The organism is Pseudomonas sp. LBUM1653 (assembly GCF_059716115.1).
Genome location: NZ_CP166803.1, coordinates 2,593,797 through 2,613,761 on the forward strand (window position 1 = coordinate 2,593,797; position 19,965 = coordinate 2,613,761).

Sequence of the window (19,965 nt, forward strand, 5' to 3'; positions counted from 1 at the left end):
GTCGCACCGCCCCGTTGGGTCGCGAAGCGGCCCTCAGCGTCCATTCAAACAGACCGAGTTGTTCGGAATTACGACTGCTTCGCAGCCGAACGGGGCGGTGCGACGTTTCGCTAAATCCCCTCGCCACAATGTGGGGCCACACGCTTAAGTGAACAGCATTGAGGCACGAGCGGCCTTGTTACAAGGCCGGGTTCTGACCGCTGAGGCAGGCGAGCATGCACGTCGGGTCGAGGACCTCCTGGTTCACATAGACGCCGTGTTCGGCGTCGTAGGTGCGAATGAACACGTGAACGGTGGTATCGGCCACCGTTGGCAATCGGGAATCGGAGAACACGTGCTGGCTCGAAACCGGGGTAAATGTCTGGGGCGATGTCGGGATGTACGATCCCGGTGGCACCGTGCTCATGGTCGGAGGAACCGGATGGGCAAAGGGCTGATCCGCTCCGTAGTAGTTGAATTCACTGCTTGATTCTTCGGTTTGCATCGCACTGTCGTCCGCCTGTGCGCTGCTGGCAGCCAGGCAGAGGGCAAGCAAAAGCGTGGGTACGGTTGTGTTCATGGCAGCACCTGCGGCATCGGTTTTCGCGCATTTCCCCAAGGTCATTAACTATAGCGTTCCCGTGGGCGAGCGTTGGCGAGGCGCGGATTACAGAATTACAACAATGCTCCAATGGGGTGGTTACCAGCCATGGACTAGACTCGGGCCGGTCAAACCAATACCCGATTCTGGAGCGTGCAATGGAAATGCCGTCAAAACAACAAGCCATCACCAGCAACCGCGATGCCTGGAATGATTCCGCCCGTCACCACAAGGACAGCTCTGAATGGCAGGCGCTCTGGCGCGCTGTGGAACGCGCGGATTTTTCCTGCCTGGATGAAACCCTGACCGGGGTACTGAACCAGGTCGGTATCGACGGCAAGGACGTGCTGCAACTGGGCTGCAACAACGGCCGCGAAAGCCTGTCGCTGTTCGCCCTGGGGGCCCGTCATGTCGTGGGGGTCGACCAGTCCGCCGCGTTTCTCGAACAGGCGCGGGAGCTGGCGTCACGCTCGCCCCATGGGCCTGAGTTCATCGAGGCCGACATTCACCACCTGCCACAATCACTGCATGGGCGTTTCGACGTGGCCCTGGTGACCATCGGCGTGTTGAACTGGATGCCGGACATCGGCGAGTTCTTTCGCCATACGGCGCAAACCCTCAAGCCCGGTGGCGCGCTGGTGATATACGAAACCCACCCGTTCCTGGAAATGTTCGACCCCGAGGCAGCCGATCCCTACAGCCTGGCCAGCTCGTACTTTCGCAGCGAACCTTTTGTGCAGAACCAGCCGATCGTCTACGAAGGCAAGGTCGAGCAACAGGCCGCCCCGTCCTACTGGTTTGTCCACACCCTGGGTGCGATCTTCAGCGGCGCCATCGAAGCGGGGCTGCAGATCAGCCATTTTAGGGAGTACCCGCATTCCAACCGCGAGGAACTCTATGATCGCTACGAGGCGCAGGAGGCGCAGTTGCCGATGTGTTTTACCTGGGTGGCAGTGAAGCGTTGAACCGGGGGTTGGCGCGGTGCATCTGCGGCACCGCGTCATCGTTCTTCGCTATTGTGAAAGGGCCAATCGACGACGGATTCAGCCGTCGAGAAGCTTCGCCCCATGTCACTTTTTGCTTCGCAAGACGTTTGGCTTGGAGTTGCTTTAGACCGGCTTCGGCTTCTTAAAATAGCCGGGTGATTTCATTCAAGATCCGATCCTGGGTTTGAGTACTTGGCCTTTTGCGATAAGCCACTGCAAAAAAAGCAACGCCTTCATAGTCGCAGCGAATCGAAAAAGTCATACCTTCGCGCAACCCATAGACTGATCTTTCTCCTGCTTCAACAAAATATCTCGCTTTTGCAAGAGCCGCCCTGGCGTGCTCCAGACAGCCAGTTTGGCTAAATGAGTGTTGTAGCCAACTAGTCGTGACTCGCACAGACGAAGTCTCGCTGTCATCGATAGGTGGTCGAGTTATTTCTTTAGTCGGTGCCATATAGTTTTCGTCGCTGCTGCAAGCGGTCAGCCCCATTGAGATAACACCCAGTAAAAAACCATAACGAACGCTCGAATGCTGCAGTGGATTTCGCATCGTGGGGCGTACCTGTGACGATCTGCAGTGAATGAAGTGGCAGTTACTAACCTAATAGCGGGTTTCTGATCTTTTGCTAGCTATGTTCAGTAATTGCGACACAACCCAGCCGCCCGCGATAAACCCCAGGCGCACACCCCAGCCACCTCAAGCACGCCCGGTTGAAGCTCTGCACGTCGCTGTAGCCCAACCGGTCGGATATCTCGACCAGTTCCAGGTCCGCCTCCCGTAAAAGATCTTCGGCGCGGCAGCGGCGGTACTCGTCCAGCAACTCTGAAAAACTCCAGCCCAGGGTCTTCAAGCGCCGTGCCGCGGTGCGTTCAAGCATGTGGTGGCTGCTGCAGAACTGCTGCCAATGGGCGCCGACGAGGTCGGCGATCACGTAGTCGCTGACCTGCTCGAGCAGGGTCGGCTCACTGTTGCGCCGGGTTTGCTCCAGCAACTCCACGAGGGTCTGTTCCAGCTCATGATTGCCGGGCGTGAGCGCGGTGACGAACAGCTGTGGATCGAGGTGGATCGAATATTGCGCCATCCCCCAGTGTACCGGTACCCGCAACGCTTGCTCGTGGTCCTGAGGATTGGCTGAACAGGCGCCGACCAGGCTGACCGCGAGGATCGGATCACGCTCCAGGCCACTGGCCAGGAATTTTCGCCGCAGCATGCTGCACAGGCTGATGAGGATGTAGTCGGCAGTCGACGCACAGGCCTTGACGCTGCCGCTATCGAGCAGGCGCAGTTCGACACCGCCGTTGTCGCGCACGACCTGTGCCTGGAAATGCCCGTTGAAAAACGGAAAGAAACGCACGAAGTATTGGCAGGCGCTGTCCAGGGACGCCGCCACGTCGAACAGGTAAGTCAGGCCGTTGGTGGCGGTGGACACGAAACGTCGGCCGGCCGCCAGGCCGATCAACGGGTCGCCGGTCTGCTCCAGTGCAAACGCCCAGAAGCGCCGCGACAGGAACAGCGGGACCCGCATGAACGGCGTGCGCAACTCGAACAGGCTGCGACGAAACAGGCCTTCGATACGCTCCCGGGCAACGCCGCGCGCCAGCAGTTCTTCAATGGCTGGCAGTAGGGTCGGGGCGTAGAAGGCATTAAGCAATGCCTGAGGCAGCAATGGCTGATCGCTTTTTGTCATGTAGGGCTCACAGCTTGTGTCTGGACACTGGTTAGGCTGCTCGACGTTAAGCGATTTGCCGGAGCAAGACCATGCTTGATTTACGCCAGCTCGACCTGAACCTGCTGCTCGCCTTCGATGCGATCTACCAGCAGCGCAGTGTCACCCGTGCCGCCGAGGTGATGTGCCTGTCGCAACCGGCCATGAGCAATGCACTGCGCCGCCTGCGTGAGTTGTGTGGCGATCCGCTGTTCATCAAGAGTCGCCTGGGCGTGACACCGACGCTGGTCGCGCACCGCCTGGCCGACTTCGTGCGCGCCGCCCTGGAGTCCTTGCGCGAGGGCTTGCGCATGATCCCCGCCGCACGGCAAAACAATCCGCTGCTGCGCATCAGCTGCCTCGATTGCCTGCAACCGGTGCTGCTCGATGCACTGCTCGAATCGCCCCATGCCGATTGGCAAGTGCGTTACTTCCAGCCGCGACGGCGCGATGCCCTGCAGGAACTGGCGAGCGGCAAACTCGACATCCTGATCGACCTCGACCAACCGCTGGCCGGGCTGGCTGGCCTGCACAAGCAAGTGTTGCCTGCCGATCATTATGTGTTCGCCTTTGGCGCTGCCCTCAAGGACCCGCCGCGCACGCTCGAGGCCTATCTGCAGCAACCGCAGATCCAGATTTCCAGTCGCCGCGACGGCCTCAGCCCGGTGGACCTGCAGCTGGGCTTGAAAGGCCTGCGCCGGACCCTGTCGATGAGTACGCAAAGTACCCTGGCAGCGCGCTTGATTGCCGATCGCCAGCCGTTCGGCATGAGTCTGCCGAGTCGGGTTGCCAGTGCATTGGGCTTGCAGCAAGTGCCGTTGCCGTTGGAGGAACCGGTGGAGCTGAAACTGGCGTTGTACATCGAGTCGCGCTATCGCTTCGAACGCAGCCGCGAGGAGGCGGTGCATTGCCTGCTGCGGGCCCTGGGTGAGCCGCGGGCGTTGCAATCGGTGGCACGCCGCGCGTCGTAGGAGCTGCCGGAGGCTGCGATCTTTTGATCTTGATTTTAAGAGCGAAGATCAAAAGATCGTCCGAACGCGGCCCGAGCCTTCGGCAGCTCCTACATTGACCGCGCCAGCAAACGCTCGTCGACCTGCATAATCGCATCGACCATCGCCAGCGCCGCCGGCGTCAGGGAATAGCCGACGCGACTCACAATGCCGTAATGCAGGAGCAAACCGGGGTCGTCGCTGGGCACATCGACAAAGTCCAGCAGCCGTATCAGCCCCTGGTCGACCTGTTCGGCCAGGGCTTCCATGGTGGCGATGCCCACGGCGTCGGAGCGTCTGACCACGCGGCAGATGGCGTCGAATTGTGCGCATTCGACGCTGGGATTGAAGTCGGGTTCGCCCTGCACATCGGCGAGGATCTTGCGGATCATCGGTGGGATGCGCGTACCGACCACGGCATAGTCGAGCAGGGCACGCAGGGACAGATTCTGGCGGTTGGCCAAGGGGTGATCGACGCGACAAAAGAACCGACCGCGCCGTGGTCGCAGCAGCTGTACCTGGTATTGCGGATCACCGGTGAAGTACCGCGAATCGGCGACCAGGAACTCGATCTGCTGCTCGCGCAGCCACAGTGCCAATTGCTCCCAGTCACCGAGGTGGAAACGGGTGCGGATCGCCGGGTGCGCCTGGATGAATTGTGCCAGGGCTTCGGGCACCAGAAGCTGCGCCGGGTAAGGCCCACTGCCAAATAGCAGTTCGCCGCCGGTCAGGCCGTTGTATTGGGTCAGTTCGTTGTGCAACGCCTGGCTACCGGCGAGCAGACGCCGAGCGTGTTGCAGCACCAGTTCGCCCTGGCCAGTCAGGCGAAATTCGCGACTGCTGCGTTCCACCAGCACGCAATCGAGGTCCCGTTCCAGGGTCTGGATGCTGCGGCTGAAAGCCGGCTGGCTGAGATTGATCGCTTCAGCGGCGCGACCAAAATTGCGGTAATCGGCCAGTGCGACGAGGTGGCGAAGCTGTCGAAGATCCATCATGCGTCTCCTGCATTCAGCGGATACTTTTAATGCATTGGATCGATATCACAGAGGCTGGCATAAGTACACGCCTGTCTCCTTGTTGCAGTGCGCCATGACCAGTCAAACCTTCGCCTCCAGTGCATTCACCCGCACGATTCTCAGCCATGCCCGACGTTCCGGCCTGTGCCAGGAACAGCTGCTGCAACGGACCGGGATTTGTCTATCGCTGCTGGAGGGGCAAGGCTTGCGAGTCCCCGCGCACCTGGTCGAACAGCTGTGGCAAGAATGCGAGCGCCTGGGCGCCGGGGCCACCTTTGGCTGCGAGCTGGTCAATGGCATGGCAACCACCAGCCTGCAAGGCTTGAACATTCTGCTGGATTCCGCCGCGACCCTGCGCGCCAGCCTCGCGTGTTTCACCGAGTTCCTGCCCCGTGTGACCAACTACGTGCAGGCGCAACTGGAGGAGGTCGACGGGCAGGCCCGCTTGCACTTGCGCGGCGCTCACCAGTTGCCGCATTTTTTCGGGTTGGACGCGGCCACCTTGACCCTGGTGCGCAACATCGCCCGGCGACTTGGACGGGCACCAGGAGCGGTGTTTGTTGGCGTGACCTTGACGCCGGAACAGGCGGCTGGCGAATGGTTGCGCAGTGTCGGCATCGAAGTATCACAGGGACCGCATCCGAGCCTTGGCATGCCACTGGCCAGTCTCGATGAACCCCTGCTGGGCGCCAATCCGTTTCTGCATCAGAGCATGTTGCGGCATTGGCAGACTGAAGCGGCGCAACATGTTCGCAGCGACAGCCTGGAACTGGCGCGGCATTGGCTGACGGCGGGGGATCAACCCATAGAGCGGATTGCCGAACGCCTTGGCTATCGGCAGCCGAGTAATTTCATTCGGGCGTTTCGCAAGCAATTCGGGATTACGCCCAAGCAGTTTCGGTTGGGGTTGTAGGGGCTGGACCACATGCCTGCGAAAAGTCAGGCCATGCGGTAGGCCGCCTCGCTCTGGCTCTGGCTCTGGCTCTGGCTTTTGATCTTGCTCTGGCTTTTGATTTTCTTGCCCCCTCACACCGTGAGCCTGTCCGTCAACCTGTGACGACCTTCATCGGAGCCTCTACCAACGTTGATCCATGCCGCGTCGAAGCTTGTGGGAGATTGTTTTCTGAGTACATATCCATTGCTGCGGTAACGGCCACTTATGGTTTCGCCCTTACGGCGAGTCCCTTTTTCAAACGCCAAAAAGGAACCAAAAGGCTTTGCCCCACCACTCGGTGCCTCGCTGTGGCTCGGCATGCCCTCACTCCGGCATTGCTCCGTGGGTCGCCGCGATGGGCCGTCCCTGGCCCAGCGCGGCTAAACCGGCGTCCTGCCGGTTTCCCCACTGCGCAATGCCTGCGTTCGGCCAGCGTGGTTAACGGGGCACCCAAATCCAAAGCCAAAGCGAGGCGGCCTTAAAGCCGACCTGATCTTTGCAGTTACCCCCAATCCCCTGTGGGAGCCAGCCTGCTGGCGATGGACGTCAACGATAACGCGCCCTGTCTGGATGAACGCGTTGCCTGGGAGTCCATGCGAGCAGGCTCGCTCCTACAGGGGAATGAGTACAACCGCGAAATCAGGTCGGCTTTAAGGCCGCCTCGCTTTGGCTGTTGATTTGGCTTTTGATTTTCTTGCCACATCGAGAGGCCGAGTGGAGGTTCTGCGCAGTGGGTAAACCGGCATGGATGCCGGTTTAGCCGCGCTGGGCCAAGGATGGCCCATCGCGGCGGGCCCACGGAGCAGGACCGGAGCGAGGGCATGCCGAGCCACAGCGAGGCACCGAACGTCAGGGGCAAGAGCCCTTGGTTACTTGGGGCTCTTCCAAGTGACTCGCTGTAAGAGCGAAACCCTAAGTGGCCGTTACCGCAGGAACGGATATGTACTCCGTCAACAAAGTCTAGGTCGGCTGTCAGGCCGCCATCGCGAGCAAGCTCGCTCCCACAGTAGATCGGGTACAGCCGCAAGAGATGTGTGGGCTGTCAGGCCGTCTTCGCTGGCAAGCCAGCTCACACAGTAGATCGGGTACCCGATGATTGCTTTTTGTCAGTCATCGCTTGCGTGTAGACGATAAGGCTCAGGCACCGTGATCAGGCTGAGTAATCCTGACCGGAGCCTAATAATGATAAGAAAACGCTCGGCCACAGCCACAGTCCGCCAACGACTGAACCGGCTTGGCCACCCCCGCCCGCAACCCCTTGCGCTGGCGATCCTCGCGGCACTGGCGGGGCCTGTATCCGCTACCACGTTCGACATTAACGAAGACTGGAGCCTGTCGACCAAGACCGCCTTGAGCCTGGGCAGCAGCTGGTCGACGCAAAACCCCGACAAAAGCCTCATGACCCGCGCCAACGCCTTGCAGGCGCAGGGTGTGCAGGCCAACGGCAGCAGCGTCAGCGCCGACGATAACCGGCTGAACTTCGAGAGGGGCGACCCCATCTCGCAGGTCTTCAAGGGCCTCACCGATTTCAGTCTCGATGGCCAGGGCCAGGGCGCATTCCTGCGCTTCAAATACTGGTACGACCACGCCTACGAAACCCGTCAGGCACGGTTCAAGGATTTTGACGATTCGGGTTGGGACGACCTGTCGAAGTTCAAGGGCTTCGAGACGCTCGATGCCTATGTCTGGAAAGACTTCCAGGTGGCCGAGCATCCGTTGAGCGTGAAGGTCGGCAACCAGGTGTTGTCCTGGGGTGAGTCGCTGCTGATCCAGAACGGCATCAACGTGATCAACCCGCTGGACATCTCGGCCTTCAACCGCCCCGGGGTGGAAATCAAGGAAGGCCAGTTGCCGGTGGAAATGGTCTCCTTCAGTTTCGGCCTGACCGATACCACCAACCTCGAAGGCTTCTACCAATACAACTGGCGCCCCAGCGTGCTCGACGGTTGCGGCACGTTTTTCGCCAGCAGCGATGCTATCCAGAAGGGCTGCGGGCCGTTGTACCTGAGCCAGACACTGACCGATCAGCAGATGCAGGCCACCGGTTTGTACGCCACGTCCCGGGGCAACGAATCACCGTCCGACAACGGCCAGTTCGGTTTTGCCCTGCGTCAGATGATCCCGGCGCTGAACGATGCGGAAGCAGCGATCTACTTCATCAACTACCACTCACGGCTGCCGTATTTCACCCTCGATGCGAAGAACACCAGCCTGCGCGGCACGTTCCCCGGCGGCATTCAGGCGCCGAGTTATGCGGCGGCGTTTCCGGAAGATATTCGCCTGTACGGCATCAGCCTCAACGGCGTTGAACCCATCAGCGGGATTTCCCTGGCAGGCGAGTTGAGCTACCGGCCGAACATGCCGTTGGCGATCAACGCGCCGGACGTCAACGTCGCGGTGATTTCCGGTGCGGCGGGCAGTTCCTGGGTGGAGTTGCCAGTCGGGTTCAACATCAACCGTGGCGATCGTTTTGACGCATGGGAGCGCAAGGGGGTCTGGCAGATGACCGCTTCGGCAACTCAAGCCATCGACAACGTGCTGGGTGCCACGCGCCTGAGCCTGTTCGGCGAGGCCGGTGTCGTGCACATCGAAGATATCGGCGATGAGCGTCTGGGCCGCAACGCCGCGTTCGGCCGCAGCTCGACGCGCAACGGCACGCCGTGCAACACCGTTGCCTCGGGTGTGACCAACCAGTACTGCACCGACAAGGGTTTTGCCACCGACTGGTCGTGGGGTTATCGCCTGCGCGCGAGCCTGGAATACAGCGACGTGCTGCCGGGCATCAACCTGATTCCGGCGCTCAACTGGCGGCATGACGTCGAGGGTTATTCCTACGATCCGCAAGGGCCGTTCCAGGAAGGCCAGCAGGCCCTGGGCCTGAGCCTGACCGGCGTCTACATGAACGATTACAGCGTGGAACTGGCCTACAACGCCTTCTTCGGTTCCAACGACTACAGCACCCTCGACGACCGCGACTTCGCATCCGTCAGCTTCAAGGCAGACTTCTAAGGAGAACCGTTATGCGTATGCAATTGTGCGTGCTGGCCCTGGCCTGCACCGTCGGCCTGGCCCAGGCCAAAGGCACCGATTCGGCCGCCCTGGGCAAAACCCTGACACCCATGGGCTCGGAAATGGTGGCCAATGCCGACGGCAGCATTCCGGCCTGGAGCGGCGGCCTGGCGAGCAACGCCGGGACGGTCGACAGCAAGGGCGGCTATAGCGATCCGTACGCCGCCGAAAAGCCGTTGTTCACGGTCACTGCGAAGAACCTGGCGCAGTACGAGAAATTCCTCAGCCCCGGGCAAATCGCCTTGTTCAAGCGCTTTCCCGACAGCTACAAAATGAACATCTACCCGACGCACCGCAGCGCCAACCTGCCCAAGGATGTGCTGGCGGCGAGCCGTGATAACGTCGCCAAGACCAGCATGGCCGATGGTGGCAACGGGTTGCACGACTATGCGCGGGGCATCCCGTTCCCGCTGCCCACCGAAGGGCTGGAGGTGATGTGGAACCACATGACCCGCTATCGTGGCGGCAGCTACGAACGGATCAGCAGCGCCGCACTGGTGCGTGAAAACGGTGCCACCAGCTACGTGCGCAACCAGTCGCTGATCAACTTCGCCGACACCGTGGGCGGTCTGGAGGCGGGCTCGAATGTGTTGTTCATGTTCAAGAGCCGGGTGCTGGAACCGGCGCGTTTATCCGGTGAAGCGGTGCTGGTGCATGAGCCGATCGACCAGGTAGCAGAGCCGCGTTCGGCGTGGCAGTACCTGCCGGGTCAACGCCGCGTGCGCCGCGCGCCGATGATTGCCTACGACAACAGCGCCCGCTACAGCAACGGCCTGATCACCGCCGACAACATCGACGGCTACAACGGCGCACCGGACCGCTTCGACTGGAAACTGGTGGGCAAGCAAGAGCTGTTCATCCCCTACAACAGCTACAAGATCGGCAGCCGTGACATCAAGTACGATGATGTGATCAAGCCCAACCATGTCAACCAGGACCTGGCGCGCTACGAGAAGCATCGGGTGTGGGTGGTCGAGGCCACGCTCAAGCCGGGCGCCCGGCACATCTACGCCAAGCGTCGGTTCTACGTGGACGAGGACAGTTGGCAGATCGCCCAGTCGGACCAGTACGACAGCCGCGGGGAACTGTGGCGCAGCGGTGAGCTGCACGCGATCCAGCAGTACGACCACGGCTTCACCTACAACGTGCTGGAAACCTCCTATGACCTGATTTCCGGGCGCTATTACGCCGGTGGCCTGGCCAACGAAGAGACCGAACCGATGCGCGTCGGCTTCGCCGCCAAGACCGACGACTACACGCCGTCGGATTTGCGGCGCTGGGCCAAGTAACCGCAAGTCACCGCAAATCGATCGTTCCCACGCTCCGCGTGGGAATGCAGCCCGGGACGCTCCGCGTCCCAAAGCGTGACGCAGAGCGTCACAAGAGGCATTCCCACGCAGAGCGTGGGAACGATCATTCACGGGCTGATGTTTATCTGCAAGGAGACCTACCGTGCGCCACTGGATATCCGCACTGGCCCTGGGCGCAAGCCTGGGCTCTGTTCATGCTGCAACCCTCGATCAATCGCAGGCAAAGGCGCTAGCCCAGGAGGCCTATGTGTTTGCCTTCGCCACCGTCGAGCACGACAAGGTGCTCAACGCCATCGCCGCCAAACTGCCATTCAACCGTCTCTACAGCGAGCCGCGGTTGCTCGGCCCGCAGGACAACAAAGTGGTATCGCCCAACAACGACACCTTCTATTCCCGCGCCTTGCTCGATCTGCGCGGCGAACCGCAGGTGCTGCAAGTGCCGGCGGTGCAGGGGCGCTACTACAGCTTTCAACTGGTGGACATGCGCACCGACAACCTCGACTACATCGGCACCCGTGCCACCGGTGATCAGGCCGGGCGTTACCTGATCACCGGGCCGGACTGGGAGGGCGATCTGCCGGCGGGTTTCAGCGGCTTGATTCGCTCGCCGAGTCGCCTGGTGTTTTTGCTCGGGCGCACGGAAGTCAAAGGTGAGGCCGACCAGAAAGAGGCGGCAAAAGTGCTGACGGGTTATGCCTTGCAGCCGCTGTCCAAAGTGATTCTAGGGACATCTCCCGAGGTTCTGCCAGCGCTGCAACTGCCGGCCTATCAGGACACCCGACAAGGTCCGGCCGAGGCACTGTTCGACACCTTCAATGCCCTGGCGCCGTTGCATCAATGGAACCCCAGCGAACAAGAAAAACTCGCCCGATTTGCCGCCATCGGCATTGCGCCCGGTGGAACGTTCGAGCCGCCAACAGGGCTCAGGGAAGCGATTGCCCAAGGCGCAGAAGCCGGCCGTGAGCAGGTGCGCGCCGCCTCCAGCCAAGTCTCGGTGGAGCAGCAAGGCTGGTTTCGCTCACCGACCAATGTCGGAAAATTCGGCGACGACGACCTGACCCGAGCAGCAGTAGCCTGGCGCTATATCTACGCCAACGATCCGCTGGAAGCGGTTTACCCGATGGCCTTGCACGATGTTCAGGGGCAGGTGCTCGATGGCCGCAACAGCTACCGTCTGCATTTCCCTGCCGGGCAATTGCCACCGGTGAATGCCTTCTGGTCGTTGACCTTGTATGACGGCAAGACCCAATTGCTCGTGGCCAACCCGATCCAGCGTTACTCGCTGGGTGATCGCAGCCCCGATCTGCGCTACGACGCTGACGGCGGATTGACCCTGCTCTTGCAAACCCACGCACCGGAGGCAGCGCAGCAGGGCAACTGGCTGCCGACGCCGGAAGGTCCGTTCAACTTGCTGCTGCGTTTGTACCTGCCCAAGGCTGGAGCGCTGGATGACAGTTATCGCTTGCCAACTATCGCGAGGGTCGAGCCATGAACGGGATCTTCACCCGTCGCCGTTTGTTGGGCTGCATGGGCGTGCTGGGAGGCAGTCTGATGTTGCCACGCGGATTGCTCGCCGCCGATTCCGCTGACCTTCGGGCAATTGCCCGGGAGGCCTGGATCTATGCCTACCCGATGCTCATGCATTACCAGACCATGGAAAAACAGGTGCTCAACCCCGCCGCGCCGGAATACGTTGGCGGCTTCAATCGCTTTCGTCACTACAGCGAGCTGTACACGCCGAACAACCGCGAAATCGTCACGCCGAACAACGATACCCCATACTCCTGGGCCTGGCTCGATCTGCGCAGCGAACCGCAGGTGTTGAGCGTGCCGGCGGTCGCTGACGACCGCTACTACGTGCATCAATTGGTCGACCAATACACCCATAATTTTGCCTATGTCGGCGTACTCAGCACCGGTCGCGAGGCGGGCAATTACCTGATCGCCGGGCCGGATTGGCAAGGGCCGACACCGGCCGGGATCAAGGCGGTGCTGCGTAGCGAAACCGAGATCGTCATGCTGCTCGGGCGCACCGGTCTGAAATACGCTGACGACCTGCCGGCCGTGCGCGCGTTGCAGCAGCAGTATCGATTGCGCGCCTTGCATGAATACACCGGCAGTCCCGCGCCCAGTGCCGCGCCTGCGATTGCATGGCCAGCGTGGGACAGTAAAGCCGGGTTGGGACCGGACTTTATCGCGGTGTTGAATCACATCCTCACGCTGTGCCCGACGCAACCATCCGAGCAGGCCTTGCGCGCACGTTTTGCACGGATCGGCATCGTGCCCGGTGAAGATTTTGATGTCAGCGCTTTACCGCAGGAAACCCGCCAGGCATTGACCGCCGGCATCCACGACGCCCAGGCGCAACTGCAAGCGGCAGTGGGGCGGGTACGTACCACCTTCGGCCTGTTTGGCAGCCGCGAGGCGATGCAAGGCAATTATCTCAACCGAGCGGTCGCCGCCCATGTCGGCATCTATGGCAACAGCCTCGAAGAGGCGTTCTACACCGGCACGCGGCAGGACAATCAAGGGCAGCCGTTGCAGGGCGGCCGAAGTTATCGACTGCGCTTTGCACCGGGGCAACTGCCACCGGCCAGCGAGTTCTGGTCGTTGACCCTGTATGACTTGCCGGACCGGCAGTTGGTGGCCAATCCGATCGATCGTTACTGTTTGAGCAGTCGGGATCGTTTGCAGGTGGATGCGGACGGTGGGTTGACCCTGGTGATGCAGGCCTCGGCCCCGCAAGCACAGAGCAACTGGTTGCCGACGCCTGCGAGTGGGGCATTTACCCTGGTTTTGCGTTTGTATGGGCCGGAGCGGCAGGTGATCGAGCAGCAGTGGCAAATGCCGGTGGTTGAGAAGGTTTAAGAGCAAAAGATCGCAGCCTGCGGCAGCTCCTACTTTGGAACGCGATTTCCTGTAGGAGCTGCCGCAGGCTGCGATCTTTTGATGTTTACGGCGTAACGATATTGAACTGCGGCCCAAAGGTGTCGAGGCTGCCCATCAACTCCCCAAGCTTCTTGCCATTCCCCTGTAACTTGATCAAACCCTTCTGCATCGCCGTCGGGAAATCCAGCTGCTTCAGACTGATCTGTTCCAACGTCGCCTTACTCAGAGTGACACTGGCATCCGCCGCCGGATTGAGCCCGGATCGGTGCGTCAGCACGCCGTTGCGCAGGGTCAGGTTGAAGTCCTGGTTTTGATCCTCGAAGGTCCAGTTCAGCGTCAGGTCGTGGCCAGCGGCTTTTTCACTGTCTAGCCGGATCGCCAGGAAATCGAAGAACATATCCGGGGTCATTGCCCGCACCATGTCCACCGACACCGTGCTGCCGGCATGTTGCGGCACGCCATCGCGCAGTTCCATCGCTCCGGTCAGGTACATGTTGCGCCAGGTAGCGTTTTCGCTTTGATAACCCAGTTGCTCCAGCGTCTCGGCCTGCGCCTTGCGGGCGTCGCCGTTGTCCGGATCGCTGAACAGCAACTGATTGCCCAGTTGCGCGGCCCAGCGGTAATCACCCTTGGCCATCGCGGCGCGCATCTTCTCCAGCACCGCGGCATTGCCACCCATCGCCTCGACACTGCGCCTGGCGGTTTCCACTGGCGGCAACGGGTTGAGGTTGGCCGGGTTGCCGTCGTAGAAACCCAGGTAGCGCTGATACACCGCCCGCACGTTGAAACTCAGGGAGCCGTAGTAACCACGGGTGTACCACTTCTGGTCCAGCGCCCCCGGCAGTTTCTTGATGGCGTCGGCGACTTCCAGCGGGGTCAGGCCCTGGTTCAGCAGGTGCAGGGTGCGGTCGTTGAGGAAGGCGTACATGTCGCGCTGGTCGGCAAGGAACGTGCGAATCCGCTCGCCGCCCCAGGTCGGCCAGTTGTGCTGGGCGAACAGCACGTCGCTCTTGTCGCCGTAACGCGCCAGGCTGCTGTCCAGGTATTGCGCCCAGGCCTTGGCATCTCGCACTTGCGCACCGCGCGGGGTGAGGATGTTGTGCATCATTTGCGTGGCGTTTTCCGCCATGCACAGGGCACGCAATTGTGGCAGGTAGAGGTTCATTTCCGCCGGGGCTTCGGTGCCCGGGGTCAACTGGAACTCCACCTCCAGACCGGCAATGGTGCGGGTCTGCAGTTCCTTGTCGATCAGGTCGGTGGGTGGGATCAGGGTGATGGTGCCGCCGCTTGGCGTGCTCTTGCCCAGGCCGGCATCCACCTGGCCCTGTTCACCACGGGGCAGCAGGCTGCCGAACTGGTATTGCGCACGGCGGCTCATGGCGTTGCCGGCGAACACGTTCTCGCTCATCACGTGTTCCATGAACCCGGACGGCGCGAACACCTTGACCTTGCCGGCCTTGACGTCGGCCTCGTCGATCACCCCGCGCACGCCACCGAAGTGGTCGACGTGGGTGTGGCTGTAAATCACGGCCTCCACCGGTTTGCGCGGGCGATTCTGGTAATACAGATCGAGCGCCGCTTTGGCGGTTTCGGCCATGGTCAGCGGGTCGATGATGATCAGCCCGTCTTCACCTTCAATGATCGTCATGTTGGCCACATCGAGGCCACGCACTTGATAGATTTTCGGGCTGACTTCGAACAACCCGGCATGGGCATTGAGCTGGGCCAGGCGCCAGAGGCTCGGGTTGACCGAGTCGGGGGCCTGATCCTTGAGCAGGAAGTCATAGGCCTGGACGTCCCAGATGACCTTGCCGGACGCGTCCTTGACCTGGCCCTTGAACGGCGCGATCAAGCCCCGGCTGACCGACTCGAAATCGGTGCGATCGCTGAAGGGCAGTTGTTGCAACACGGCGCTGTTGCTGGCCGCGGTCTGCGCGCTGGCTGCGACAGGTGCATCGGCGGCGCTCACCGATTGCGCGAGGCACGCGGTGATCAGGCAGGCCAACAGGCCGCGGGGGCTCAAAGTGAAACGAGGCATGGCGTCTCCGTTTTTTATCGTTATGGTTAGACCAGCCTCGAGGGTAGGGCGGTGGCCAGGCAGGGTCGCAATCGGCAACGGACAAAAACCATTCCGGACCGCTATCCTTGGCCCAGGCTTATCGAACGGGTTCTCCCATGCTTGAAGTCCAGGGTGTCTTCAAAAGCTACGCCACCCCGCAAGGCCCATTGCCGGTGCTGCAGGGTGTCGACCTGACCCTCAAACCCGGCAGCAGCCTGGCGTTGATGGGCGAGTCGGGCAGTGGCAAGAGCACTTTGTTGCACTTGATCGCCGGGCTGGACAAGGTCGATCGCGGCAGCATCCGCAGCGGTGAACATCGGCTGGAGCAGATGAACGAAGGGCAACTGGCGAGCTGGCGCCGCAGCGAGATAGGCCTGGTGTTCCAGCAGTTCAACCTGATCGGCAGCTTGCGGGTGGAGGACAACCTGGCGTTTCAGGCGCGTCTGGCCGGCCGCCATGATCCGCGCTGGCAGGCGCATCTGGTGCAGCGCTTGGGCTTGGGCGATTTGCTGCGACGCTATCCCGAACAGCTCTCCGGTGGCCAGCAACAACGGGTTGCCCTCGGCCGGGCTCTGGCGTCGCAACCTAAGCTGCTGTTAGCCGACGAACCCACTGGCAGTCTCGATGAAGCCACCAGCGCCGAAGTGCTGAAGTTGCTCCTGGAACTGCTCGACGATACTTCGACAACCCTGCTGATGGTCACGCACAGCCCCAGCGTTGCGGCACGAATGGCCGAAAAGGTGGTGCTGCACGGCGGTCGACTGGCGGCTGTGGACGAACGCTGAGATGCGCATTTTTCGCGAAACCCTACGCGCGCTGCTCAGTCATTGGCGACAGCACCCGGTACAGTTTTTCAGCGTGCTGACCGGGCTGTGGCTGGCCACCAGTCTGTTGACCGGGGTGCAAGCGCTGAACAGTCAGGCGCGGGACAGCTATGCCCGGGCCAGTCAGCTGATCGGCGGAGAACCTCAGGCCAGCCTGAGTGCGCCCGGCGGGGGGACTTTCTCCCAGCAGTTGTTTGTCGACCTGCGTCGCGCCGGTTGGCCGGTGTCGCCGGTGTTGCAGGGACGGCTGACGCTCAAGGGCCATGAGGATCAGCGTCTGCAACTGATGGGCATTGAGCCCGTGTCGCTGCCGACCGGGTCCGAGGTGGCGGGGCAGGCATTGGCCATCGAGCAGGTCGTCGAGTTTTTCACCCCGCCGGGCAGCACCTGGATTGCGCCGCAGACCCTGCAGGCCTTGGGGTTGGCGCAGGGCGAGAGGCCGCTGGCGTTGAACGGTCAGGCATTGCCACCCTTGCACGCCCAGGCTGACATGGCGCCGGGCGTGTTGCTGGTGGACATCGGTTTTACCCAGCAGATTCTCGGTTTGCCCGATCAGTTATCACGTCTGCTGCTGCCCAGGGATTTCACCGCGACACTGCCCGATCCGTTCAAGGGACAACTTCAGCTCAAGACCAGCGGCGAAGAAAACAATCTGGCGCGCCTGACCGAGAGCTTTCACCTGAACCTGGACGCCTTGGGGTTTCTGTCGTTCGTAGTCGGCCTGTTTATCGTGCATGCCGCGATCGGGCTAGCGCTGGAACAGCGTCGGGGTTTGCTGCGGACCCTGCGCGCCTGCGGCGTCAGCGCGCGGATGCTGATCGTCAGCCTTGCCGTCGAACTGGGCGGCCTGGCCTTGATCGGCGGCGTGGCCGGAGTGGTCAGCGGTTACCTGCTGGCCAGCGTGTTGCTGCCGGATGTCGCCGCCAGCCTGCGCGGCTTGTACGGTGCCGAAGTGGCGGGGCGGTTGAGCTTGAGCCCGCTGTGGTGGCTCAGCGGCGTCGGCTTGAGCCTGCTCGGCGCCGCGCTCGCGGGTGCCAACAGTTTGTGGCGTGCAGCGCGTTTGCCGTTGCTGGCCCTGGCCGATCCGCAGGCCTGGCATCAGGCCCATGCGCGCTGGTTGCGCCGCCAGGGCTGGGTGGCGGCGCTTGCCTTGGGTATTGCGTTGCTGGCATTGCTGCTCGGTGACAGCCTGGCCAGCGGATTCCTGCTGATGGCCGCGCTGTTGCTGGGCGCCGCGTTGGCGTTGCCGGTGGTACTCAATACCGTGCTCAATGGGCTGACGAACCGTACTTCTTCGGTGCTCGGTCAGTGGTTTGTCGCCGATTGCCGCCAGCAACTGCCGGCCTTGAGCCTGGCGCTGATGGCGTTGTTGCTGGCCCTGGCGGCCAACATCGGTGCTGGCAGCATGACCGCCGGTTTTCGCCAGACCTTCAGCAACTGGCTGGAACAACGGCTGACCGCCGAGCTCTACCTCAACCCGCAAAACCCGGCCCAGGCTCGGGAGCTGTACGACTGGCTCAAGCAACAACCGCAGCTTACGGCGGTGTTGCCCAACTGGCAGGTCTCGATTCAGTTGCAAGGCTGGCCGGCGGATGTCTTTGGCGTGATCGATCACCCGACCTATCGTCAGCACTGGCCGTTGCTGGAAGCCCTGGACGACAAGCCCTGGGACAGCCTGGCTGCAGACGACGCGATGATGCTCAGCGAGCAACTGGCGCGGCGCTTGAAGGTCAAGCTCGGCGAGCACTTGACGATTGCCACGCCCAACGGTCCCTGGTCGCCACGCATTGTCGGGATCTACGCCGACTACGGCAATCCCAAGGGTCACCTGCTGGTCAACGTCAATCACTTGCTGCGCGGCTGGCCACAACTGACGCCGAACCGCTTCAACCTGCGCATCGAGCCGGCATTGATCACACCGTTCGTGACCGCGCTGCAAGCACGTTTTGCGCTGGAGGACAGTCGCATCGTCGATCAGGCCCGGCTCAAGGGTTGGTCGACGCAAGTGTTCGAGCGCACCTTCGCCGCCACTGCCGCGCTCAATAGCCTGACCCTTTGCGTGGCGGGCGTGGCGTTGTTCATCAGCCTGTTGACCCAAAGCCAGAGCCGACTTGGGCAACTGGCGCCGCTGTGGGCGCTGGGCGTGACGCGCCGGCAACTGATGCTGCTCAACCTCGGGCAAACCTGGCTGCTGGCGGTGCTGACGCTGGTGTTGGCGTTGCCGCTGGGCATTGCGTTGGCCTGGTGCCTGGACACCGTGATCAACGTCCAGGCTTTTGGCTGGCGCCTGCCGCTGCGGGTGTTTCCCCTGCAATTGCTGCAGTTGATGGGGCTGGCGTTATTGGCGACTTTGCTGGCGTCGGCGTGGCCGTTGTACTCGCTGTATCGCACGCAACCGGCGGACCTGCTGAGGACGTTTGCCCATGAGGATTAAGTTCGGGGTATGGCTGGTCGCAGCGTTGCTCGCCGGTTGTGATCAGTCGGCGCCGGATGAAAAGGGTTTCGCCGGCCTCGGTCATCAAGCGTCCGCTTTTACCCCGGTGGTGCCCGGCCGGGTGTTCAGCTTCCCGGCGGATCACGGCCCTCATGATGGCTTTCGCATCGAATGGTGGTACGTCACCGCCAACCTCAAGGATGAGCAGGGCCGCGAGTTCGGCGCACAGTGGACGCTGTTTCGCAGTGCCTTGAAAGCGACGCCCGAGGCGGCTGGCTGGGGCAACCAGACGATATGGCTGGGCCACGCGGCGGTGACCTCGGCCTCGGTGCATCACGCCGCCGAGCGTTATGCTCGTGGCGGTGTGGGACAGGCCGGCGTGAGCCTGACACCGTTCAATGCGTGGATCGACGACTGGCATTTCAACAGCCAGGCAACGGGCTCTGATCCTCTGGCCGACCTGCAACTCAGCGCCCGCGACAAGGCGTTTAGCTATCAACTGCGGCTGACCTCGAATCGACCGCTGGTGCTGCAAGGGGACAAGGGTTTCAGTCAGAAATCCGAACAGGGCCAGGCGTCGTATTACTACAGCCAGCCGTTTTTCCAGGCCAGTGGCACGCTGGAAATCGACGGCAAGCGATTTCAGGTCAGTGGGCCCGCATGGCTCGACCGTGAGTGGAGCAGCCAACCCCTGACCGCCAACCAGAGCGGTTGGGACTGGTTTTCCCTGCACCTGGACAGCGGCGAGCAGGTGATGCTCTATCGCATGCGGCAAAAGGACGGCGCACCTTACCTGACGGGAACCTGGATCGACGCCCAGGGCCAGACGCAAATGCTCAGCGCCGACGACATCCACCTCACCCCGCAGGACACCGCCAAGGTGGCGGGGCGTTCGATGCCGGTGCGCTGGTCGATCCAGATCCCCGGCAAACACCTCGATATCGTCATCAGCGCCCTGAATCCCGATAGCTGGATGGATCTGCGCATTCCCTATTGGGAGGGGCCGGTGCGCTTGAGTGGCAGTCATGGCGGGCAGGGGTATCTGGAAATGACCGGTTATTAGAATCAAAAGATCGCAGCCTTCGGCAGCTCCTACAATGGAATGCGATTTCCTGTAGGAGCTGCAGGCTGCGATCTTTTGATCTTCATCTTCCTCCAATCAACCGGAA

Annotated in this window: 15 protein-coding genes; 10 read left to right on the plus strand and 5 right to left on the minus strand. The window is 61.8% G+C overall.

The window, feature by feature from the left end; all coding sequences use genetic code 11:
• Positions 1 to 178 precede the first annotated feature (178 nt).
• The gene (locus ACA054_RS11885) at positions 179 to 559 is read right to left on the minus strand and encodes a hypothetical protein (RefSeq protein WP_497689543.1); all 381 of its coding nucleotides are present in this window, start codon (positions 557 to 559) and stop codon (positions 179 to 181) included.
• A 179-nt stretch (positions 560 to 738) separates the two neighbouring features.
• Between ACA054_RS11885 and ACA054_RS11890 the strand changes: the two genes are divergently transcribed.
• The gene (locus ACA054_RS11890) at positions 739 to 1,545 is read left to right on the plus strand and encodes a class I SAM-dependent methyltransferase (protein ID WP_497689544.1); all 807 of its coding nucleotides are present in this window, start codon (positions 739 to 741) and stop codon (positions 1,543 to 1,545) included.
• Positions 1,546 to 1,708: 163 nt separating this feature from the next.
• Here the strand turns inward: ACA054_RS11890 and ACA054_RS11895 are convergent, their stop codons facing one another.
• Both ACA054_RS11895 and ACA054_RS11900 read right to left on the minus strand, forming a co-directional pair.
• A complete protein-coding gene (locus tag ACA054_RS11895) occupies positions 1,709 to 2,116 on the minus strand; it encodes a hypothetical protein (RefSeq protein WP_497689545.1) in 408 nt (135 codons plus the stop codon).
• A 76-nt stretch (positions 2,117 to 2,192) separates the two neighbouring features.
• Positions 2,193 to 3,254, minus strand: coding sequence for a helix-turn-helix domain-containing protein (locus ACA054_RS11900; RefSeq protein WP_497689546.1), 1,062 nt, complete (start codon positions 3,252 to 3,254; stop codon positions 2,193 to 2,195).
• Between the two features lie 71 nt (positions 3,255 to 3,325).
• Here ACA054_RS11900 and ACA054_RS11905 point away from each other — a divergent pair, with 71 nt between their 5' ends.
• Positions 3,326 to 4,243, plus strand: coding sequence for a LysR family transcriptional regulator (locus tag ACA054_RS11905; protein ID WP_497689547.1), 918 nt, complete (start codon positions 3,326 to 3,328; stop codon positions 4,241 to 4,243).
• A gap of 89 nt (positions 4,244 to 4,332) precedes the next feature.
• Here the strand turns inward: ACA054_RS11905 and ACA054_RS11910 are convergent, their stop codons facing one another.
• Positions 4,333 to 5,253: a LysR family transcriptional regulator gene (locus tag ACA054_RS11910; RefSeq protein WP_497689548.1), complete on the minus strand. Its 921-nt coding sequence runs from the start codon at positions 5,251 to 5,253 to the stop codon at positions 4,333 to 4,335.
• A gap of 97 nt (positions 5,254 to 5,350) precedes the next feature.
• Between ACA054_RS11910 and ACA054_RS11915 the strand changes: the two genes are divergently transcribed.
• The 5 genes from ACA054_RS11915 to ACA054_RS11935 all read left to right on the plus strand — a co-directional run bounded on the left by ACA054_RS11915 (position 5,351) and on the right by ACA054_RS11935 (position 13,458).
• Positions 5,351 to 6,190, plus strand: a complete 840-nt coding sequence (locus ACA054_RS11915; protein ID WP_497689549.1) for an AraC family transcriptional regulator — start codon at positions 5,351 to 5,353, stop codon at positions 6,188 to 6,190.
• 1,203 nt (positions 6,191 to 7,393) lie between these two features.
• Positions 7,394 to 9,220: a DUF1302 domain-containing protein gene (locus ACA054_RS11920; RefSeq protein ID WP_497689550.1), complete on the plus strand. Its 1,827-nt coding sequence runs from the start codon at positions 7,394 to 7,396 to the stop codon at positions 9,218 to 9,220.
• An 11-nt stretch (positions 9,221 to 9,231) separates the two neighbouring features.
• Positions 9,232 to 10,569: a DUF1329 domain-containing protein gene (locus tag ACA054_RS11925; RefSeq protein ID WP_497689551.1), complete on the plus strand. Its 1,338-nt coding sequence runs from the start codon at positions 9,232 to 9,234 to the stop codon at positions 10,567 to 10,569.
• 163 nt (positions 10,570 to 10,732) lie between these two features.
• On the plus strand, positions 10,733 to 12,082 hold the full coding sequence (locus tag ACA054_RS11930; protein ID WP_497689552.1) for a DUF1254 domain-containing protein: 1,350 nt from the start codon (positions 10,733 to 10,735) through the stop codon (positions 12,080 to 12,082).
• Complete coding sequence (locus ACA054_RS11935; RefSeq protein WP_497689553.1) at positions 12,079 to 13,458, plus strand: DUF1254 domain-containing protein; 1,380 nt, start codon at positions 12,079 to 12,081, stop codon at positions 13,456 to 13,458. Before ACA054_RS11930 ends, ACA054_RS11935 begins: the two co-directional genes overlap by 4 nt.
• A gap of 85 nt (positions 13,459 to 13,543) precedes the next feature.
• Here ACA054_RS11935 and ACA054_RS11940 read toward each other — a convergent pair whose 3' ends face one another.
• Complete coding sequence (locus ACA054_RS11940; RefSeq protein WP_497689554.1) at positions 13,544 to 15,517, minus strand: alkyl/aryl-sulfatase; 1,974 nt, start codon at positions 15,515 to 15,517, stop codon at positions 13,544 to 13,546.
• A 137-nt stretch (positions 15,518 to 15,654) separates the two neighbouring features.
• Between ACA054_RS11940 and ACA054_RS11945 the strand changes: the two genes are divergently transcribed.
• Genes ACA054_RS11945 through ACA054_RS11955 form a run of 3 tightly spaced genes read left to right on the plus strand, consistent with a single transcriptional unit; the run spans position 15,655 to position 19,859 of the window.
• A complete protein-coding gene (locus ACA054_RS11945; RefSeq protein WP_497689555.1) occupies positions 15,655 to 16,323 on the plus strand; it encodes an ABC transporter ATP-binding protein in 669 nt (222 codons plus the stop codon).
• Position 16,324: 1 nt separating this feature from the next.
• Positions 16,325 to 18,796 carry an ABC transporter permease gene (locus tag ACA054_RS11950; RefSeq protein ID WP_497689556.1) on the plus strand — a complete coding sequence of 824 codons (2,472 nt, stop codon included), beginning with the start codon at positions 16,325 to 16,327 and terminating at the stop codon, positions 18,794 to 18,796.
• A complete protein-coding gene (locus ACA054_RS11955; RefSeq protein ID WP_497689557.1) occupies positions 18,786 to 19,859 on the plus strand; it encodes a lipocalin-like domain-containing protein in 1,074 nt (357 codons plus the stop codon). Before ACA054_RS11950 ends, ACA054_RS11955 begins: the two co-directional genes overlap by 11 nt.
• Positions 19,860 to 19,965 lie beyond the last annotated feature (106 nt).